At 45.4% G+C, this 19051-nt stretch carries 21 protein-coding genes; 18 read left to right on the top strand and 3 right to left on the bottom strand.

Annotated elements, in window-relative coordinates; all coding sequences use genetic code 11:
• The first annotated feature begins 111 nt into the window (after positions 1-111).
• The 12 genes from GKZ89_RS01055 (at position 112) to GKZ89_RS01000 (ending at position 11040) form a co-directional block, all read left to right on the top strand.
• Complete coding sequence (locus GKZ89_RS01055; protein ID WP_162356332.1) at positions 112-813, top strand: protein phosphatase 2C domain-containing protein; 702 nt, start codon at positions 112-114, stop codon at positions 811-813.
• Between the two features lie 68 nt (positions 814-881).
• Complete coding sequence (locus GKZ89_RS01050) at positions 882-1085, top strand: DUF6501 family protein (protein WP_155110527.1); 204 nt, start codon at positions 882-884, stop codon at positions 1083-1085.
• Positions 1086-1117: 32 nt separating this feature from the next.
• Complete coding sequence (locus GKZ89_RS01045) at positions 1118-1888, top strand: STAS domain-containing protein (protein ID WP_155110526.1); 771 nt, start codon at positions 1118-1120, stop codon at positions 1886-1888.
• Between the two features lie 124 nt (positions 1889-2012).
• Entirely contained in the window at positions 2013-2999 is a 987-nt protein-coding gene (locus tag GKZ89_RS01040; RefSeq protein WP_338324870.1) for a LacI family DNA-binding transcriptional regulator, read from the top strand.
• A 420-nt stretch (positions 3000-3419) separates the two neighbouring features.
• Entirely contained in the window at positions 3420-4214 is a 795-nt protein-coding gene (proC, locus tag GKZ89_RS01035) for a pyrroline-5-carboxylate reductase (protein WP_162356434.1), read from the top strand.
• Between the two features lie 430 nt (positions 4215-4644).
• Positions 4645-4848, top strand: a complete 204-nt coding sequence (locus GKZ89_RS01030; protein ID WP_338324869.1) for a cold-shock protein — start codon at positions 4645-4647, stop codon at positions 4846-4848.
• A gap of 267 nt (positions 4849-5115) precedes the next feature.
• A complete protein-coding gene (proC, locus tag GKZ89_RS01025; protein ID WP_164502871.1) occupies positions 5116-5958 on the top strand; it encodes a pyrroline-5-carboxylate reductase in 843 nt (280 codons plus the stop codon).
• Between the two features lie 30 nt (positions 5959-5988).
• Positions 5989-7092 (top strand): glutamate 5-kinase, encoded by a 1104-nt coding sequence (proB, locus tag GKZ89_RS01020; protein ID WP_155110523.1) that lies wholly within the window; start codon positions 5989-5991, stop codon positions 7090-7092.
• Between the two features lie 16 nt (positions 7093-7108).
• The gene (locus GKZ89_RS01015; protein ID WP_155110522.1) at positions 7109-8371 is read left to right on the top strand and encodes a glutamate-5-semialdehyde dehydrogenase; all 1263 of its coding nucleotides are present in this window, start codon (positions 7109-7111) and stop codon (positions 8369-8371) included.
• Positions 8372-8500: 129 nt separating this feature from the next.
• On the top strand, positions 8501-9352 hold the full coding sequence (locus GKZ89_RS01010; protein WP_162356330.1) for a Cof-type HAD-IIB family hydrolase: 852 nt from the start codon (positions 8501-8503) through the stop codon (positions 9350-9352).
• 13 nt (positions 9353-9365) lie between these two features.
• Positions 9366-10406: a nicotinate-nucleotide--dimethylbenzimidazole phosphoribosyltransferase gene (cobT, locus tag GKZ89_RS01005; protein WP_155110520.1), complete on the top strand. Its 1041-nt coding sequence runs from the start codon at positions 9366-9368 to the stop codon at positions 10404-10406.
• Positions 10407-10674: 268 nt separating this feature from the next.
• Complete coding sequence (locus GKZ89_RS01000) at positions 10675-11040, top strand: replication termination protein (RefSeq protein ID WP_155110519.1); 366 nt, start codon at positions 10675-10677, stop codon at positions 11038-11040.
• A 394-nt stretch (positions 11041-11434) separates the two neighbouring features.
• On the opposite strand, the gene GKZ89_RS00995 is transcribed toward GKZ89_RS01000, so the two are convergent.
• Entirely contained in the window at positions 11435-11992 is a 558-nt protein-coding gene (locus GKZ89_RS00995) for a DUF2179 domain-containing protein (protein ID WP_155110518.1), read from the bottom strand.
• A 183-nt stretch (positions 11993-12175) separates the two neighbouring features.
• Between GKZ89_RS00995 and GKZ89_RS00990 the strand changes: the two genes are divergently transcribed.
• The 5 genes from GKZ89_RS00990 (at position 12176) to GKZ89_RS00970 (ending at position 16980) form a co-directional block, all read left to right on the top strand.
• A complete protein-coding gene (locus tag GKZ89_RS00990) occupies positions 12176-13477 on the top strand; it encodes an MFS transporter (RefSeq protein WP_155110517.1) in 1302 nt (433 codons plus the stop codon).
• Positions 13478-13554: 77 nt separating this feature from the next.
• Positions 13555-14442 (top strand): EamA family transporter, encoded by an 888-nt coding sequence (locus tag GKZ89_RS00985; protein ID WP_162356328.1) that lies wholly within the window; start codon positions 13555-13557, stop codon positions 14440-14442.
• A gap of 58 nt (positions 14443-14500) precedes the next feature.
• Positions 14501-15412: a ketopantoate reductase family protein gene (locus tag GKZ89_RS00980; RefSeq protein WP_155110515.1), complete on the top strand. Its 912-nt coding sequence runs from the start codon at positions 14501-14503 to the stop codon at positions 15410-15412.
• Positions 15413-15452: 40 nt separating this feature from the next.
• The gene (locus GKZ89_RS00975; protein ID WP_162356326.1) at positions 15453-15818 is read left to right on the top strand and encodes a thiol-disulfide oxidoreductase DCC family protein; all 366 of its coding nucleotides are present in this window, start codon (positions 15453-15455) and stop codon (positions 15816-15818) included.
• 223 nt (positions 15819-16041) lie between these two features.
• Complete coding sequence (locus GKZ89_RS00970; RefSeq protein WP_155110513.1) at positions 16042-16980, top strand: VanW family protein; 939 nt, start codon at positions 16042-16044, stop codon at positions 16978-16980.
• Positions 16981-17033: 53 nt separating this feature from the next.
• On the opposite strand, the gene GKZ89_RS00965 is transcribed toward GKZ89_RS00970, so the two are convergent.
• A complete protein-coding gene (locus GKZ89_RS00965) occupies positions 17034-17786 on the bottom strand; it encodes a (S)-benzoin forming benzil reductase (RefSeq protein ID WP_155110512.1) in 753 nt (250 codons plus the stop codon).
• An 83-nt stretch (positions 17787-17869) separates the two neighbouring features.
• Between GKZ89_RS00965 and GKZ89_RS00960 the strand changes: the two genes are divergently transcribed.
• Positions 17870-18499 (top strand): SGNH/GDSL hydrolase family protein, encoded by a 630-nt coding sequence (locus GKZ89_RS00960; RefSeq protein WP_155110511.1) that lies wholly within the window; start codon positions 17870-17872, stop codon positions 18497-18499.
• 33 nt (positions 18500-18532) lie between these two features.
• Here the strand turns inward: GKZ89_RS00960 and GKZ89_RS00955 are convergent, their stop codons facing one another.
• The gene (locus tag GKZ89_RS00955; protein WP_155110510.1) at positions 18533-18952 is read right to left on the bottom strand and encodes a sporulation protein; all 420 of its coding nucleotides are present in this window, start codon (positions 18950-18952) and stop codon (positions 18533-18535) included.
• Positions 18953-19051: the final 99 nt, after the last annotated feature.

Here is a 19051-nt window from a genome sequence, read left to right as displayed (position 1 = left end):
GGGGAGACTATTCATATCTCTGTACTCGCTCATAAAAGCCCCCATAAAAAAGAAATAGAAGATGCTTTCTGTCTCTCAGAGGACCTTTGTTCATTCGGTGTATTTGATGGGGTGACCCCCCTGAACGGAGAGGTCTGGTCAGGCGGGCATAATGGAGCCTATCTTGCATCCCGTATGCTCGCTGCTTCTCTTCATGCATTCCAAAAGAGCGATCCTTTATCAGAATGGCTATTTGCTGCCAACACTTCACTATTAACAGCCATGATGGAGGCGGGAGTGGATCTGGAGGAAAGACATTACCGATGGTCTTCGTGTGCAGCCGCCGTAAGAATTTCCGGAGACCAGGCTGAGTATGTGCAATGCGGAGACTGTATGATTTTGAGAGAAGATGATGAAGGGGTCATCCATCAGGTAACAGTCAATTCGGTTCAGGGGATATCAGAGAGAGCCATCGAATTCAGGAAAAGCTTGAGAGAGAAGGGGCTGCTTTCACAGGATGAAAGCTTTTATGATGATCCTGCGGAAAGAATGAAGTTTAACCGCTCCCTTGCCAACCGGCCAGCCGGCTACTCGGTAGTGAACGGCGATCAGGAGCTGCGGAGCTTTGTTCAGGAAGGTGCGTTCAGCATTAAAAATACAAAAAGTTTCCTACTGATCAGTGATGGTTTTTTTCATCCTGAAATGGATCTGACGGATTCTTACAAAGAAATTAAATCCGTTGGTCTGGAAGCATACGCTCAAGCACTTCGTTTTCATGAATACACCAATCGTCTGCACCATGATGATATGACAGCTATTTATGCTGAGTTTTAGTTTATTGGTTTGCACAGCAGCTAACATAAGATAAAATAGGTAGGGATACCAAAAAAGGAGCAATCGAGATGAATCATTTACATTGGCAGGATAAAAAAACAATTAAACAGGTAAGGTGTATCCATACGAATGCTGCAAAGTATATCGTGAACCGTGCTTTGACAGAGGGGAAAACCTACGATGTCAAAAATGAAACGGAAGAATTTTACTTTGTAACCGACAATTCCGGAAAAGTAAGCGGCTTTTATAAAGATTATTTTAAAGAAATCTAATCCAGAAGCATGGGAAAGCGAGGGAGAACCGGTTGGAGAAACAGTCGGGGTTTTTAGACGGGATAAAGCCGGCTGAATTGCTCAATACAGTGGGAGAGTCAGTTATTCTTACCGATCTGGAACTGAATATCAAATGGTTCAATCATACGGCACGCGATTTGCTGAATACCGTCGTACCCCACATTGGCCTTTCAGACAGCGGGGAGCTGATCGGAATGAATTTAAGGTCCTTCCATAAGAAAGAGCAAATAAAGAAAATCGAAGAAAGTCCACTCCCATACATATCGGCCATTCAGCTTTTCCAAACTTTTTCTGCTCAGATTGTGCTCGACAGACTGCCTCATGACAGAGGCTACATCTTGACATGGAAGGATGTAACCGGTTACGAAAAAGAATTGCAGAGTGGCAGAAAACTGATGGAAGAATTATACACACCAATCATCGGCACGATGCTTGATCATACTTTTCTTGCTGCGGTTACCGGTTTTTTATCCGAGCAGCGGGTGGAATACATGACGGAGAAAATTCTGATGTTTGCCGCCGATCATAAAGCGGAGCATATTCTCTTTGATTTTTCGGAAATGTATGCAGTCCCTGATGAAGCGGTCACCCATAAACTCGAGCAGCTCGTAAAAGCGCTGGAACTGATGGGAACGGAAGCCATCTGTGTAGGGCTCAAGCCCGATATGGCTCGACAGATTACTATAAAAGGATACGGGCTTTCACTTAAATCCTTTTCATCCTTTAAACAGGGAATTCAATACGTGTGGGACAAATCAGGATATAAGCTCGTAAAAGTGTAGATACATATAATTTTGTTATGTTAACTTGGACAAGTGATGAACTTGTCTTTTTCAATGGAACACGTTAAAATACATCACTATAATAAATGATGCTTATTTACAGGTAAAGAGGGGAGGGGTATGGGTGAAGACCACTATTTCGGACATTGCTGCGATGGCGAAGGTATCTAAAAGTACAGTTTCGCGTTACCTGAACGGAGGATATGTGAGTACAGCGGCTTCTGCAAAAATTGAAATGGCGATAAAAGAAACAAAATTTGAACCGAACACTTTTGCCCAAAGCCTTAAATTGAAACAAACAAATTTTGTTGGAGTCATTATCCCAAGGCTTGATTCGTATACCATGACCAAAACATTGATGGGCATAGATGAAAAATTGAAAGAACTTGGCTTTCAGATGCTGGTTGCGAATACAGACAGAATTCCTGAGAGGGAAATCGAAAATGTTTTTGCATTTTCCCGGCAAAAGGTGGCCGGAGTATTGCTGATGGCTGCACAGCTGAGCGAAAAACATACAGACGCTTTCCGTGACACTGGCATGCCGGCAGTTGTCATAGGCCAGGAAAGCAAAGAACTGCATTGTCTTGTTCACGCTGATTATGAAGCGGGCTACGGCCTCGGCAGTTTTATCTATCAAAAAGGCCATCGGAATATTTTATACATAGGTGTAAGCGAAAAAGATGAAGCGGTAGGTAAAATGAGGAGAGAGGGCTTTGCTAAGGCTTTGGAAGATGGAGGATCTCACGAGCTGAAATTCGCTGAAGGGGACTTTTCCATGCAGCAGGCGAAGAAACTCACAGAAAAAACCCTCGAAGGCGAAATTCCAGATGCCATCATCTGTGCTACTGACAACATGGCCCTCGGAGCGATGAAGGCAATCCAGGAAAAAGGACTTTCGATTCCTGGGGATGTATCGGTCGCGGGCTTTGGAGGGTATCGAATTTCTGAAATGGTTCATCCTGGTCTAACGACAGTCAGTTTTCATTATTACAAAGCCGGACAGCAGGCCGCTTCCTCTCTCGTCAGCTTAATTGAAGGGAATCCTGTGGAGGAGAAAATGGTATCCGGGTTTGAGATCATTGAAAGAGAGAGCGTATCGGACAAATCCTAAAAAACCAGTTTTTATGTCTCATGTCCTTCGATATTTACAGCAAAACCCGGAAAGCTTCAGCGTTCCGGGTTTTCATTTCTGCTAAACATGATAGCGGGAAGGGGATCAAACTGCATTTTACAGGGCAGTGAATGAAGATGAATGTTTATGCGGAAGTCGTTTTAAAGAGGCCGCGATTTATATTTATAAATATCCTTATTAATCACAAATGATTTGCAGTTACTCACAACGCCAGTCGTTCTGTGAGTAACTGTTTGTTATATAGAACGGTTTAAGAGCTGTGTTTGTGCTGTTTGTGTGATAGGCCATTCGGTCTGCAACAGCTCAAAACTGTACTATTCATTTTTGGATAGCTGTACTAAAAACCGGGCTGATCCTTTCGTGTTATAATACCTTCTATAAAAGTTATGAGGAGCAGTGATTGTGAAGAAACCTACTATTTTATTTATCGGGGCGGGCAGGATGGCGGAGGCTATGACTGCAGGCCTGCTGTCAAGCCATGAAGAGAAACAGGCGCGTATTATCGTCTCTAACCGGACGAACATGATGAGGCTTGACCGAATAAAAAAACAATACAATGTTGAGACTGCCCTCAACTGGCCGGATGTGCTGGATGAGGCTGATGCGGTTGTTCTAGCCGTTCCCCCGCATGAGCACCATGAGATCCTCGGGAAGCTGCGAAAGGCAGTCAGCAAACAGCTGATTGTGACAATCGCTGCAGGTATCGGGCCATCTGTTCTGGAAGAGGCCTTGCCGGATTCTGCGGTCAGCTGGATCATGCCGAATACAGCTGCGCAAATTGGAGAAAGCATCTCTCTTTACTGCAAAGGTACTGCACCATTGACGGAGTTTCAGGAAGGGGTGCTGCAGACGCTGCTTGATTCAATCGGCCGTTCGGAGGAATGTACGGAAGACGAAATCCTTAAGTTAACAGCTGTTACGGGAAGTGCGCCTGCCTTTATTTATTTATTTGCGGAAATTTTAACTTCTAAAGCTATTGAATATGGAATCCAGGAAGATAAAGCTGAAAGGCTCGTCAAACAAATGATCAGCGGAACTTCTGCGATGATCAGCCAATTTGGCAGCCCTGCGTCATTAAGGGAGCAGGTGACCACTCCGGGCGGATCAACTGCTGAAGGCATCCACGTTTTGGAAGAGGCCGGATTTGAAGACTTGATCAAAAAAGCAGTTGAAGCAGTAAACAGCAAATCGTAATCAGCATGGAGCCGGCTTCCTGCCGGCCCTGTTGACAAATGTTTGATAAAAAGGTATAATATTTTTGATCGACTCGAATTTATAGACTAGAGAAACACGTTAAGTAAAGAAATACGATTGATTTATAAACGAAGACACATCTTTTTCACCGCTTTTTATCCTCCGAGAGCTACTCTTCAGTTTATCTGCTTAACAAGAAACCTTTTTCACAAAAGAATTGTTTTGGTTTATCCAAACAACTGATTCCTACTGGCGCGGCCCAGGAGCCGCAAGGATGAAAGAGAGGCAGGGCTTTCGTTGTTTTGGTTTTTGGAGAATTATTTCTCCAGTCTAAGAAGCCGCTTCATAATCTCACGTATTGCGGAAATTGCGAGTAATAAAAGCTGCCTTTTATGGGTAGCTTTTTAGTTAGAGGTATAAAAGGAGGGTTTTGTACTTGTATAATAAAAAACCGATTGAGGAAATTATTACAAAAGAAACCAAAATCTGGACTTGTACAGCTAACGCTTGTAATTGCTGGGTTCGGGATAACTTTAAAAGCAGTGATGAGCCGCTTTGCCCGATCTGTAAGAGCCCTATGGCCGCCCAGACAAAAGAACTTCAAGTAGTCGATAATCCGTGCTCATCATTTTAAATAGCTGAAAATAAACGGCCGCCGGCCGTGTTTTTTTTTTGCCTCATCCTGCTGGTTATGGAGGATCCAGCAGGATATAGAGTTCAGAAAATTTAGAATTGAATCTTTTATTGGCAGCGCTTACTCCAGCTTATCATATAGAAGAACGGGATTTTAGCAGGAATGCATGCGCTTGACACGATCTCCCCTCATGTTACGATAGAACACGTTAATAAAACGCGAACAAAAATACGAACAGTGAACAGGATACCTTTACTGGGGGTGCAAATGATGGATAAAAAGAAAATTGCATTTATAGGAGCAGGTTCCATGGCAGAAGCCATGATTGCCGGAATCGCAGAATCCGGAACGGTCGGGAAAAGAAACATATACGCTGCCAACCGCAGCAATCAGTCAAGACTGCAGGAGCTTGAGGAGAACTACGGCATTAATGGAATGCTGCTGGATGAACTCCCATACAGCGAGATTGACGCTTTTATCTTAGCGATGAAGCCAAAGGACGCACAGAAAGCCCTTGTGAATTTAAAAGGAAAGATCAAAGCAGAGCAGGCAGTCATTTCAGTGATTGCCGGAATATCGAGCCAATTTATTGAAGCGTGCCTGCACGACCGGCAGCAGGTGATTCGTGTCATGCCGAATACTTCAAGTACGATTGGTGAGTCTGCGACAGGGGTATCTCCAAGTCCGTCCGCATCCATGGAAAACGTTTGGCTTGCAGAAGAGCTGATGGCGTCAGTCGGACAAGTGTTCAGAATTAAAGAAGAAGAAATGGATTTGTTTACTGGAATTGCCGGCAGCGGCCCGGCTTACTTCTATTATTTAATGGAAAGCATCGAAGAGACTGCCCGTGCAAACGGCATGGATATACAGACAGCTAGGAAAGCCGGAGCGCAGACCATCCTCGGTGCTGCAAAAATGATATTGAATGGAGAAGAAGCTCCTTCAGAGCTGAGGAGAAAAGTGACATCACCTAATGGAACGACTGCTGCCGGACTTGACGCGTTGAATTTCAACGGCGGAGGATATGCGATTGAACAGGCGATCTTATCTGCAGCAAAGCGGTCAAAGGAAATCAGCGAACAATTCGAAGAATCCATGCTGGTAAAATAATCGGGCTAATATTCAGAGGAGTGATCATCGTTGACACAAAAAAAGCGTATTGTCATAAAAATTGGCAGCAGTTCACTAACAAGTCTTCATGGAGAAATCAGCAGAAGAAAATTAAAGCGGATCGCTGAAGAGGTAGTAGAGCTAAAAGAGGAAGGACATGAGGTGCTCTTGGTTTCATCGGGAGCCGTTGCAGCCGGATACCGAAAGCTTGGCTGTGTAGAGAGACCTACAGCCCTTACGGAAAAGCAGGCAGCTGCCTCAATTGGGCAGGGACTTCTTATGGAGGCATACTCTGAGTATTTTCTCTCTCATGGCTATGTTGCGTCCCAAATCCTGATCACAAGAACCGATTTTTCGGAAGAAAAACGGTATAAAAACGCGAGAAACACTTTGAAAATTCTATTGGACCGCGGGATTATTCCGATTGTAAATGAAAATGACACGGTAACAATAGACCGCTTGAAGTTCGGAGATAATGATACACTTTCAGCCAAAGTTGCAGGTTTAGTAGATGCAGATCAGCTGATCATCCTATCAGATATTGACGGGCTTTATGATTCAGATCCCCGGAAAAATCCAAATGCGGAGCTTGTGCGGGATGTAAAAGAAATCACGCCGGAGATTGAAGCATCCGCGGGTGACCCGGGAAGTGCTGCAGGCACCGGAGGAATGAAATCGAAAATAGAAGCATTTAAAATAACAATGGCTTCAGGCATTCATGCCTTTTTGGGGAAGGCCGGAGTGAGGGGGCTTCTCCTCGATGCAGCAAACGGGACTGCCAGTGGCACGTATTTTACCCCGGCTGAAAAGACTCTTGATTCACGAAAACAGTGGATTGCCTTTAATTCGGGGCCTGAGGGAACCGTAACGGTCGACCAGAATGCAAAAAATGTCTTAACTGCCCATACAGGAGAGCTTCAGGCGGAACATGTCATCAGCGTATCAGGCCGCTTCAAGAACGGTGCGGTTGTAAGGCTTAAAGATGAAAATGAAGAAGAGATCGGACTTGGCATCATTAATTACTCTTCAGAACAGCTTCAGCATTTTCGTGAACTGGATGAAGAAGCAAAGGCTATTGTAGACAGCGAAGGCTTAGTATGCCGGATTGATGTACCATTGCCGGCAACGATATAAAACCGGGAGGAATTGGATGACTGCAGTAATCGAACGTCAATCAGTAGAAACCCAGGCTAAAAAAGCAAAACAAGCTTCATATGTGATGCAGACGGCATCAGAAGAGGAGAAAAATCACGCATTGCTGATCCTTGCGGATGAACTTGAAAAAAATATGGCTTTTCTATTGAAGGAAAACGAAAAAGATCTGGACAATGGACGCGCTAAAGGATATGACGAAGCCTATATGGACCGGCTCAAGCTGGATGAAGAGAGGATAAAAGGCTTTTCGGAAGGTCTGAGACAAGTTTCCGAGCTTGAGGATCCTTCTGGAGTTACCCTTGAAAAATGGATTCTCGACAATGGACTGGAAGCGGAAAAGGTCTCTGTGCCGCTTGGCGTGATTGGCATGATCTATGAAGCAAGACCTAATGTCACAGCTGATGCAGCAGGGCTTGCAATAAAATCGGGCAACGCGATCGTTTTGAAAGGCGGCTCTTCCGCAATCCATTCTAATGCGGCCATAGCCCGTATTTTAAGGGAAGGGCTTACCCATACAAAGTTGCCGGAAGAGGCTGTGCAGTTCATTTCCAGTACAGATCGGGAAGCTGCCAGAGAGCTGTTCACGATGAAAGAACACATTGATGTCCTCATTCCGCGCGGAGGCGGCGCACTGATTCAGGCGGTTGTAGAAAATGCAACGGTGCCGGTATTAGAAACAGGAGTAGGGAACTGTCACCTGTACATTGATGAGAATGCGGACGCAGATAAAGCACTGCCGATCCTGATCAATGCCAAGACAGACCGTCCTGCTGTTTGTAATGCGGCAGAAACCCTCCTCATTCACGAAAAATGGCTGAAAAAGTACAAGGATGTATTAAACGCAGCATTTAATGCGCATGGAATTCAAGTACATGGGGATGAAACTGCTGTGCAGCACATGGACGGGGCTAAGAAAGCCGAAGAGAAAGATTGGACAGACGAATACTTAAGCCTTGATATTGCAATGAAAGTTGTCAGCGGACTGGATGAGGCTATCGGCCACATTAACGAATATGGAACGAAGCACTCGGAAGCGATTATTACAGAAGATGAACAGACAGCCGAAGAATTCTTAAACCGCGTTGACGCAGCTGCCGTTTATCACAATGCTTCTACAAGGTTTACGGACGGGAGTGCACTAGGATTCGGTGCCGAGATCGGCATTTCCACCCAAAAACTCCATGCCAGAGGACCAATGGGTCTGCCGGCACTCACTACAGTGAAAATTAAATTAAGAGGAAATGGACAGATCCGCTGAAATTTCAGCCGGCCCATATGAGAATGGGCCGGTTTTTTGGTCCTTTTCCCATTCTTGCATGACGAATGCCCAGATTGTGTGTATCATGATTTATGGAACATAACAATGGTACATAAAGGAGAACTGTTGATGAAATTGATTGCGATTGATCTGGACGGAACATTGCTGTCTTCACGGATCAAAATATCTAAGGAAAACCGTGATGCTCTGTTAAATGCCCAAAAAGAGCACCATATCATGATTTGCTCAGGAAGAGCACCGGAAGATATTCAAGCTGTTCTCGCCGATTCGGACCTTCAGCTTGACCTTGCCGGAAGCAATGGAACAGCTGTTTACTCAAATGGAGAACTTTTATCCAGAATATCAATAGTCCCTGAAGCAGCAAAAGATGCAGCCCAACTGCTTGACAGTAAAAACGTGCCATACAAAATCTACACCAGTGAAGGGATCTATGTCCTGACAGACTGGGCGGAACGAACGATCGCGGCCGTTGATGCATGGGATGGCCGGGACTCCCTGCCGGAGAATGAATACAAACGGATCACAGAACAGCCGAAAGCGGACGAGGTGATCAAGCATTTAAGTCATATAGATGAACTGTTGGACAAAAAGGATCTGTCCATACAGAAATTCTTTATCCTGACCCTTGATCCGGCCGTTAAAAACACTCTATTGCCCAAACTGGAAGAGATAAAGGGAATCGCACCGACTTCATCTGGACCTTCTAATCTTGAAATTATGAATCCGGATGGACATAAAGGCAAAGCGCTGGAGATCATGGCTGCTCATCTGGGAATTCCAATGGAAGATACGGTTGCGATCGGAGATAACTTTAACGATGTGCCGATGCTTGAGGCAGCAGGCCTTTCCATTGCAATGGGCAATGCAGACCCGGACGTGAAGAAAATGTGTGATAAAGAAACCTTGTCAAACAATGACCATGGCGTTGCCTACGCCCTGGAACATTTTCTACAAGATTGAGCGGGGAGCAGAAATGAATCATTTACTGACGGAAATCCCGCCATTAGACAAAGCCTCAGGAAAGAAAGCAGAAGATCATCTGAATCAGTTGACCAAGCCTCCGGGGAGCCTTGGCAGGATGGAAGACATCGCTGTAAAAATAGCGGAAATTACAGGGAATCCGTTCCCGGCAGCTGAACCGCCCGGTATATTGGTTTTCGCTGCTGATCATGGCATTGCAGAAGAAGGAATATCCGCTTTCCCCTCGGAAGTCACAGCTTTAATGGCTGCAAATTTTGCCGCAGGGGGTGCTGCCATCAATGTATTTGCAAGGATGATTGATGCCCGGCTGAAAGTGGCAGATATCGGAATCAAGGAAGAAAAACAGGATCCCGGAGTTGAAAACTGCCGGATCAGGAACGGTACAGGAAACTTTTTAAAGGAAAAAGCGATGACTGCTGAAGAAGCAGAATCCGCAATCCTCACCGGTAAAAGACTTGCCGCGGAACTGATTGATGCAGGGGTACGCTGCCTCATCCCGGGGGAAATGGGGATAGGAAACACCACCTCTGCAGCTGCTCTTACCGCAGCAATCACAGGTAAGGATCCCGGGGAAGTCACCGGGAAGGGAACAGGTATTACTGCAGAAGCCCAAGAAAAAAAGGCAAACCTGATCCGAAAAGCACTAACCATGCACAATCCCGACCGCAGCAATGCGGTTGAGCTGCTGTCAGCAGCAGGGGGCCTGGAGATAGCGGGCATGTGCGGTGCCATCATCGCAGCTGCCGAGCATAGAGTGCCCGTCCTGCTCGATGGATTCATCTGTACAGCTGCTGCCTGTCTTGCTGTACTCATTAACCCAGACATAAAAGGATACTTGATCGCAGGCCATCAGTCTGAAGAGCCCGGGCACAAAACAGCACTGGAATGGCTGGGCCTCAAACCTTTGCTGCAGCTGCAGCTGAGGCTTGGGGAAGGAAGCGGAGCCGCCATTGCTTATCCGATTATAAAAGGATCAGTGAGAATGCTTTCGGAAATGGCAACATTCGAGAAAGCAGGAATAAATGTAACGTAAGAAAACCGCCTTTGTATGAGGGCGGTTTTTTTGATGGAATAATCATGTTATGTAAATAAAAATGAATGAATAAAACTATGTTCTAAATAACCAACTAGATGATGCCAACTAAATAAACAGGAAGCGATAACCTTTTTTCTTGAACTATGTTCTAAATAAACATTATAATAATAAAAAATAATAAACAAAATGCAGAAAGAACCAATTTTTCAGCGAAAAAAGGGAAATGGTGTTCCCATCACGAAGTAGCGGTAAAGGAGTGAAAAGGATGAGAGAGACTAGAAGCAGCAGCGGATTTCTGCTGAAGCAGCGGGCCTTTTTAAAATTGTATATGATAACACTTACAGATCAAAAGCGGCTTTACGGCCTGAAACTGTTGGATACAATGAGGGATGAATTCCGGCAATACGGATATAAGCCAAACCATTCCGAAATTTATAAAGCACTGCACGAATTGATCGACGATGGAGTGTTAAGACAGGTGAAAAGGAAGAAGGAAGGAATGAAGCTGCAAGAGGTGGTCTTTTACGAGTTTAAAGACTTTGACGCAGCGATGCTTTACAAGAAACAGCTGAAAACTGAACTGGATCGATGCCAGGGGCTGCTGGATAAAGCAATCCGTGATAATTTCTGAAAAATTCATCGAAGGGGCTGTCTCTATAAAGCCAGTCAGCAATTATTGATGAAAAGTCAGCAATTATCAGGATAATGTCCGCAATTATTGAAAAAAGTCAGCAATTACTAGTAAAAAGTCAGCAATTACTAGTAAAAAGTCAGCAATTAACCGCTGAAAGTCAGCAATTACGCCTTACTGCCCAAGATTTCTGTCACCAAAATGAGAGAAGGCAGCTGAATTTCATGCCGGTGGCCAGATACGGTGTACGTGAGAAGTTCCGCTTGGCCCAAGCACTCAAAAATGGATTGGAAAAGTATATGCAGCAGCACGAACACGCACAAATCCTGCCGCACACAGGTGATGCGGCAGGGAAACAGCCAATAAGAAAGCGGCCCGTAACAGGGCCGCTTTCTTATTCTCCTTTTTCCGCCTTCTCTGCCTTTATTTTCTTCGCTCTTTTTTTCATGGAGTTTACCATGTATCCGCCCTTGAAGGACCGGAGCTCATAGGAGGTCATAAAGGCTTTCGGTTCAATTTCCTCCACGATTTCCAGCAGTTCCTGCTCCCGGGATCGTTTTGCGACGATATCGAGACGGTAGCGGGTGGAGTTCAGTCCCTGGCCTGTAAACACGGTAACGCCAAAGCCGGCATTCCTAAGCAGATTCACCAGTTCATCCGAGCGCTCATTGAGGTTTACGTGATAAGTGACATAGCCGATTGCAAGCCTGCGCTCCAGCATACCGCCTAAAAATAAACCGGCACTGAAACCGAGTACATAGGCGATGATATTATAAATGTTCGAAAGGTCCTGAAAGACAATACCGAGAGCAACGATGTAGATGGCTGCTTCAAGAAGACCGACCCCTGCGGCTGCCTTCGTTTGGTTTTTAACTAGAAAAATGGTCCTCAGCGTCAGTATCGGAACGTACAGAATCTGAAGAACAAAGATAAGAAGCGGCTGCAATAACAATTTAAAACCCCATTTCTGTTGGTGTACATGAAAACAATAAAGCAAGTATATTACGTTTGTTTATACAAGAAAAGCAATTTCTATTCTTTTTTATAAAATCCTGAGGATCGAGGTAAATGGGAAGGGTAGGCAGAAGATGGTCCGGGCAAATTAGTAAGACAGACCGAAGGGGAGGGGCCAGGAATGGATGAAGCGGAAATTCAAAGACCGAGAGGGAAAAATACGAGATGGGCGATTTCTTCTCTTTTATGTACGATGATCATCCTGAATTACTTTGACAGGGTGGCTATTGCGGCGGCGGCACCTGAACTGCAGTCGAGCTTTAATCTTTCTGCCACTGAAATCGGACTTGTCTTTTCTATATACAATTATGCATACACCATGATGCAGCTGCCGATTGGACCGATGCTTGACCGTTGGGGGGTGTTCTGGATTACGAGGATCGGGATGGCGGTCTGGAGTGTGCTGACCATCTTGTTTGCGTTTGTGAGCGGCAAGCTGCTGCTGTATGTGCTGCGGTTTTTGACAGGGATTATGAGTGCTTCTGCTTTTCCTGCTGCTTCCAAGGCAACGGCTAACTGGTTTCCTTTCCATGAGAGGGGGCTTGCAAGTTCACTTTTTGATTCTGCAGCCAAGTTTTCAAATGTGTTGGGAGGTCCTTTGGTTGCGTTAATGATTACTTTTTACGGATGGAGGGCTGCCTTTATCCTGATTGGCGTGATCAATGTTTTGTTTACCGTCATATTCTGGCGCTATTATGATGAACCGGGACGGCATAAAAAAATTTCAGAAGAAGAAGTGAATTACATTCAGAAATATGGAGCTGATTCACCCGATCTTTCCGTTAACAGGGCCAAGCCGATGTGGAAAAAGCTTTTTACGAGCAGAAAGGTGTGGGGGGTTACAATTGGCTTTACCGGATATGGATATACGTTCAATTTGCTTCTCCTGTGGCTGCCTACTTTTTTTAAAAAGGAGTTTCAGACAGATTTGCTCACCTCCTCACTGCTTACTGCAGTTCCCTGGCTGATCGCATCTATTTCTGGTGTCGCTGTCGGAGGTTTGCTTACCGACCGGCTGATCCGGAAGGGGCATCCGCCTGATAAAGTCTATAAAACCATTATCGTTACCGGAATGAGCATTGGGTTTACTTTTCTGGGAGCTTTATTAACGTCCAACCCCGTTTTATCGATGGTCTATATATCGATTGGACTGGCAGGAATATCGGCGACTGCACCGATTGGCTGGATCATCGCATCCAAGATTTCCCCGCCCGGCGCCCAAGCCCAGATGAGTTCGATAGTGAACTTCTCCAACAACTTGTTCGGAGGAATCATCGCGGCGGCTCTAACCGGATACATCGTTGATAAGACTGGTTCTTTTGATTACTCGTTCATCATCGCTGCTGTGGTCCTGGCTGCAGGCTTGTTTTTCTATACGTTTGTTCTGGGGGACATAAAGATGGTGGAAACAGAAGAAAAATAGAAGCAGCGACTCCCCTGAAGTGCTTAAATTTTGTTACACGGCATATTAATGGACAAGTCATGCTTTGGAGGCCTGCCGTGCACAATCGTCTGATTTTCAGGATGTATGCGTTAATTGCCGTAGCGTTTTGGGGGATTTCTTTTGTGTCCAGTAAGTCCCTGCTTTCCTATATGGATTCGTACAGCATTATTACAGCGAGGTTTGGCCTCGCGGCGGTTTTCCTTGCCGCAATGTGCCTGCTTGCCGGAAAGTCCCTGAAAATTAAACTACACCACATTCCTCATATGATTATTCTCGCAGTGTGCGGGATCTGGATCCATCAAAGTCTTCAGGTGGAGGCACTGAATTATATTGATGCTGTGACCGCTGGATGGCTGATCAGCTTATCTCCGGTATTTACAGCTATTCTTGCTATGTGCTTTGGTGAAAAAATGACACGCTTTAAAGCGGCAGGGATGGCGGCGGCTTTTACAGGTGTCGTTCTTGTCGCAGAGAGTGAGGGATTCAGCCTGACTGCCGGAACCGGAATCGGACTGATGGTTTTAAGCACGCTGAATTGGGCGGTTTACTCTCTACTTGTAAAAAAGCTTCCATTGCCATATCCGGTGATCACAGCAGCTTTTTACACGAGTTTTTTCGGAGCGCTTTTTATGCTGCCCTTCACCATCCGCAGCGGCGGATGGAAATCATTGATGAGTTTGCCGCCCGAGCAATGGCTGCATCTCCTCTTTTTAGCGGTTTTTGTATCTGCAGCAGCCTACTGGCTATGGGGAAAGGCCTTATCGGTATTAAGCGCAACGGGTACCGCTGCTTTCCTGTATGCAGAGCCTCTCTTCACAATGCTTGCTGGCACCGCCTTGCTCGGAGAAAAATGGACTTGGACCGCTGCAGCTGGCGGCGTATTTATATTGGCTGGAGTGTATGGGATGTCGAGAGATGAGGGGAAGCGTCTGAGTCCCAAATAATGCGTTCCTTTTGCCAGTTCGTGTATACTCAAAGCAACATAGGCAAAGGGGGAAAATCATGAAATTTTTAGTAGCAGGAGCTGGGGGAGTAGGCGGATACTTTGGAAGCAGACTGGATGAAAACGGGGAAGATGTTACGTTTCTCGTAAGGGAAAGCAGGCAAAATCAGCTTGCGCAGTCCGGCATGAACGTACATAGTATCCATGGAAATTACAGCTTCACACCAAAAACCGTAACGAAAACCGAAGGCTCGATCTTTGATGTTGTTCTGCTCTGCACGAAATCCTATCAGCTTGAACAAATGCTTCAGGATCTTCAACCGTTCATTGATAAAGAGACGGTCATTATTCCGCTGCTGAACGGCATGGCCCATCTTGAAAAAATAACAAACCATTTCAGCCGGGAGCAGGTAATGGGCGGTCTCGTTTTTATAGAGGCCTATTTGTCTCAGGATGGAACCGTGCACCAGACAAGCAGTACCCATCGAATGGTATTCGGTGAATGGGACGGAACCTCAAGCAGAAGAGCAGAAGCAGTCCGGAAGGCATTTGAAGGCAGCCGGTGTGAAGTAAAAGTAAGCACGGAAATCGAGAAGGATATGTGGGAGAAATATCTGTTTATCGCTGCTATGTCCGGAGTCACTTCACTCTTCAGTCAGCCGGTAGGACCGATCAGAGAGCTTGCATGGACAAGGGGATACCTTATACAGCTCATAAAAGAGATGGAATCGATAATGAGGAAATCAGGAGCACACCTTTCCAGTGATATTGCAGAAAAGCACATGAAAACAATGGATGCGATGAAGTATGAGATGAAGTCCTCCATGCTGAGAGACCTGGAGCTTGGTAAAAAGACGGAGGCGTCTCATCTGCAGGGCATACTGGCTGAATTGGCTCACGCCCAAGGTGTTTCAGCACCATGTCTTCAAACTGTTTTTTCAAACCTGCAGCTGCATGAACAGGGGTTTTAAGAATATTCAAAGTGGTAAGGAAAGACAAGGAGGAGATCACTTGCAGCGTATTGCATTCTATGATGCTCAATGTCCGCTTTGTTATCACTTAAAGAACATCCTGTCCGCCCTTGACTGGAAGAAACGGATTCAATGGTCTGCTGTCCAGACAATTGAAGAGACTCCCTACGCTTTTCTCAGAGACCGGCCTCTCATGAAACGGATCCATATGATAAGCGCAGATGGGAGCGTGATATCGGGAGCTGCCGCCATTAGAGAAATGCTGATTTCTCTTCCACTCGCCAAACCGGCTGGACTGTTCATGAAGCTTCCCGGTATTACTCCTGCCGCTGATATTGTTTACTCGTATGTATCTGAGAGCCGAATAAAATGGTTTGGAAGATATTCAACCCCAAGATTCGATTAAAGCAAAGAAAGCAGCCGTTTCTGACGGCTGCTTTTTCCAATTTTTTGAGCATATTCATTCAGAGATTTGCCGAAAGATGGTACTATATACACATGAAGTACTTCACTTACGTGGTAAAATCTAAAGGTGTTCACTCAAAATATTTGTAATCAATGAAACATTTACCACTTATGATGCGTTATATAAGGGGAACGAAATAAAAGAGGATTGGGAGAGAGAGAATTTGCTTAAACAGACAGCTATCGTGATTTCGATTTTGTTTGCTGCAGGCTGTTCGGCAGCAGCAGGGAACGCAGCTGAAAAGGAAAAACCTAAAAATGCAGCAGGAAAAGAAACGGTTTTGGAAGCTAAAAATGTCAGCCGTAAAATTGAATTAGTGGATGGCCGGACGAAAGAAGCCGTTTATACATTTGACACGTCAACTGGTGAGATAAATGCAGCTGCTGTTGCTGACGAGCTCGCACAAGGAATCGATCAGCCAATGATTCCGGCAAGACTGGTAGACGGCAGCGTTTTTGAAGGTCAGAAAAGGGTCATTCTCGATGAGAAGGCTACTGCAGAGATGATCAGCAATCTGAATGCTTTTGACCGGCAGCTTATCCTGCCGATTGAAGAGAGCGTTCCAAACGTAAAACCGGAGGATGCAGCCGGGATTACAAATCATATTCTTGGTGAGTATAAAACAACCTTTAATCCAAAGGTAGAAGGCAGAGTGCAAAATATTAAGCTTTCCTCCAACTCCATCAATAATGTGATCCTGGGGCCCGGAGATAAGTTTTACTATAACCTGATTGTAGGAGAAAGAACGGAAGCACGGGGATACCAGAAAGCTTTGGAGATTGTGAATAAAGAATTTGTTGAAGGGATCGGCGGCGGAATCTGCCAGACTTCTTCGACCCTGTATAATGCGGTGGACCAGGCAGGCCTCGGCATCATTGAACTTCATCACCACTCTAAAACAGTAGGGTACGTACCTAAGGACCGCGATGCGACCGTTTCCTGGGGAGGACCTGATTTTAAATTCCAGAATAACAGAGAGTATCCTGTGCTAATCCGTTCTACAGTAGATGAGGAAAAAGGGTCGATCACGATTCAAGTGCTGGCGGCCTCAGCTTCTTCAGAAGATGAACAGAACGGGAAAAAGCAAACCCAGACCCTTTAAGAAGGGGTCTGGGTTTTTGCTTGCAGAACCATCTGCAAATTCGAATTCTGCAATCACTGATCTCTGATATCCATAACCGGTTCCCGGCCAAAAGAATCGTGCAAAAGCTCTTTCATCAGTTTCTCGGCCGCAAGGGCAGGGGAATACAGCTTTCCTTGCTCTTTTAATTGAACAAAGCGGTTTTGCTGGGGGAAAAGCCCTTCTTTTAACCCGCGGATGTGCTCCTGCATCGATGTATCTACCACTCCAGGAGCGATGGAGACGAGCTTGACCCCGTTTGAAATCCTTTTTTGCTCTTCAGCAGCACAGCGCGTGAAATGGTCCAGGCCGGCTTTAGATGCGCAATAACTGCTCCAGCCCTCGTAAGGTTTTCTTGCAGCTCCAGAAGAAATGTTCATGATCCGCTTTTCAATCGGAACTCCTTCTGTCCTTTTTATGAATTCTGAACATAATAGAATAGGTGCGGTTAAATTCAGAGCAAGATTTTTCGCTGTTTCCAGGTGGTCATTTTCCTGCACCGGTCCAACCGGTCCCACCATGCCTGCATTGTTGATCAAATAGATTCCATCCAATTCATCTAAGGCAATTTCTGAAAAGATGCTGCTCATGAGGGAATGGACGCTTTCATGATCTGTTAAGTCTGCCCGGATCTGGCGGATGTTTGCCCCGGTTTTTTTGGCCTGCTCTTCTAAACCCGCGTTCCTGCTCCGGGATAAACTGAAGACCGTATCGCCCTGCATGATAATCCGGGAAGCGATCGCTTCTCCCAGTCCTTTGCTTGCGCCTGTTACGATAAATGCTTTCATTCCAATACCTCCTCTGGATCCTATGGTAAAATGGGAAAAATGCAATTGTACCTATCTTATCGCACGAGAAGGAGTGAAAGCGAATGTTTTTACATAGAGGACTTCCAAAAGGAAAAATCCTTTTTATCGGAGATAGTATAACAGACGCCGGCCGCAGAAAGGATAAAGAAGAGATCGGCAAAGGGTATGTGAAGCTGATCCGCGATTATTACGTCCAGCATGAGCTGCAGGCATTTATTTGCAACAAAGGGGTAAGCGGAAACCGTGTGACTGACTTAGCGGATCGATGGGAGAAGGATGTCATCCGGGAAAATCCTGACGTTGTCTCGATATCCATCGGCATCAATGATGTTTGGCGGCAGCTAGATTCTCCGGGTATAAAACAGGTGTTGCCGGATGAATTTAAAGAAGTATATACTCATCTGCTTTTGGAAACCACAGAAAAAACCAGTGCCCGCCTTATACTGATGGAACCGACGATTATTGAAGAGGATCTGCAGTCTGAAGGGAACAGGAAACTCGCTCCCTACATAACGGTTATCAGGGATCTTGCTGAAAAGTTTCAAGCGAAGCTCATCCCTTCCCACGTGGCATTTTTAGAGGATTTAAAGCAGTCTGATAGAACGGCCCTTACGACAGATGGTGTTCATTTAACCTCCCGAGGAAGCAGACTTCTCGCCGATACTTGGATGAAGTCAGCAGCAGGCATGTAAAATAAGGAAGCCGGCCAAGAGGCCGGCTTATTTTTAAGCGGATGTAATTTTAATTTCATCATGGTCGAGACTGTCGGTACCACTCTCAAACACGAGCTTTGTCACAAATTTATACGCCGTGTCGGAATCAGATACAGGCAGATCCGCAGGCAGCCGGCATTTAAAAGAAATGGCCCGGTTCTCTTCAGCCAGAACGGTTGAAGCCGTGTAGATGCAATTGTTCAATATCGGCCGGTCTTCTCCGTCTATCGTCTGTACAAGATCAGATTCTATCCGTTTCAGTTTTTGTTCAATGGTTCCCCCGTAAATGTCATATCGGCCTATGATTACGTCTCCTTGTTTATACTGATCATGATCGAGTACAAGATCAATTTTGGCAGCACCTATTCCTAAGCGTGACATCCATTTTCTAAGCAGCATTTTTTCAACCTCTCCAATTCGTTTGTATAGCATTAATACGCGTCCAACTAAAAAAAGTTTCAAGCTTTAGCATAATCGTAACGCATCTTTTGAAAATTGCAATCCTTATTGGTCTTATCGAAGTTTGACGGA

Source organism: Metabacillus mangrovi (assembly GCF_009711125.1).
Taxonomy (GTDB): Bacteria; Bacillota; Bacilli; order Bacillales; family Bacillaceae; genus Metabacillus_B; species Metabacillus_B mangrovi.
Note: the sequence above shows the minus strand (reverse complement) of the source record. Positions and strands in the feature narration are given on the sequence as shown.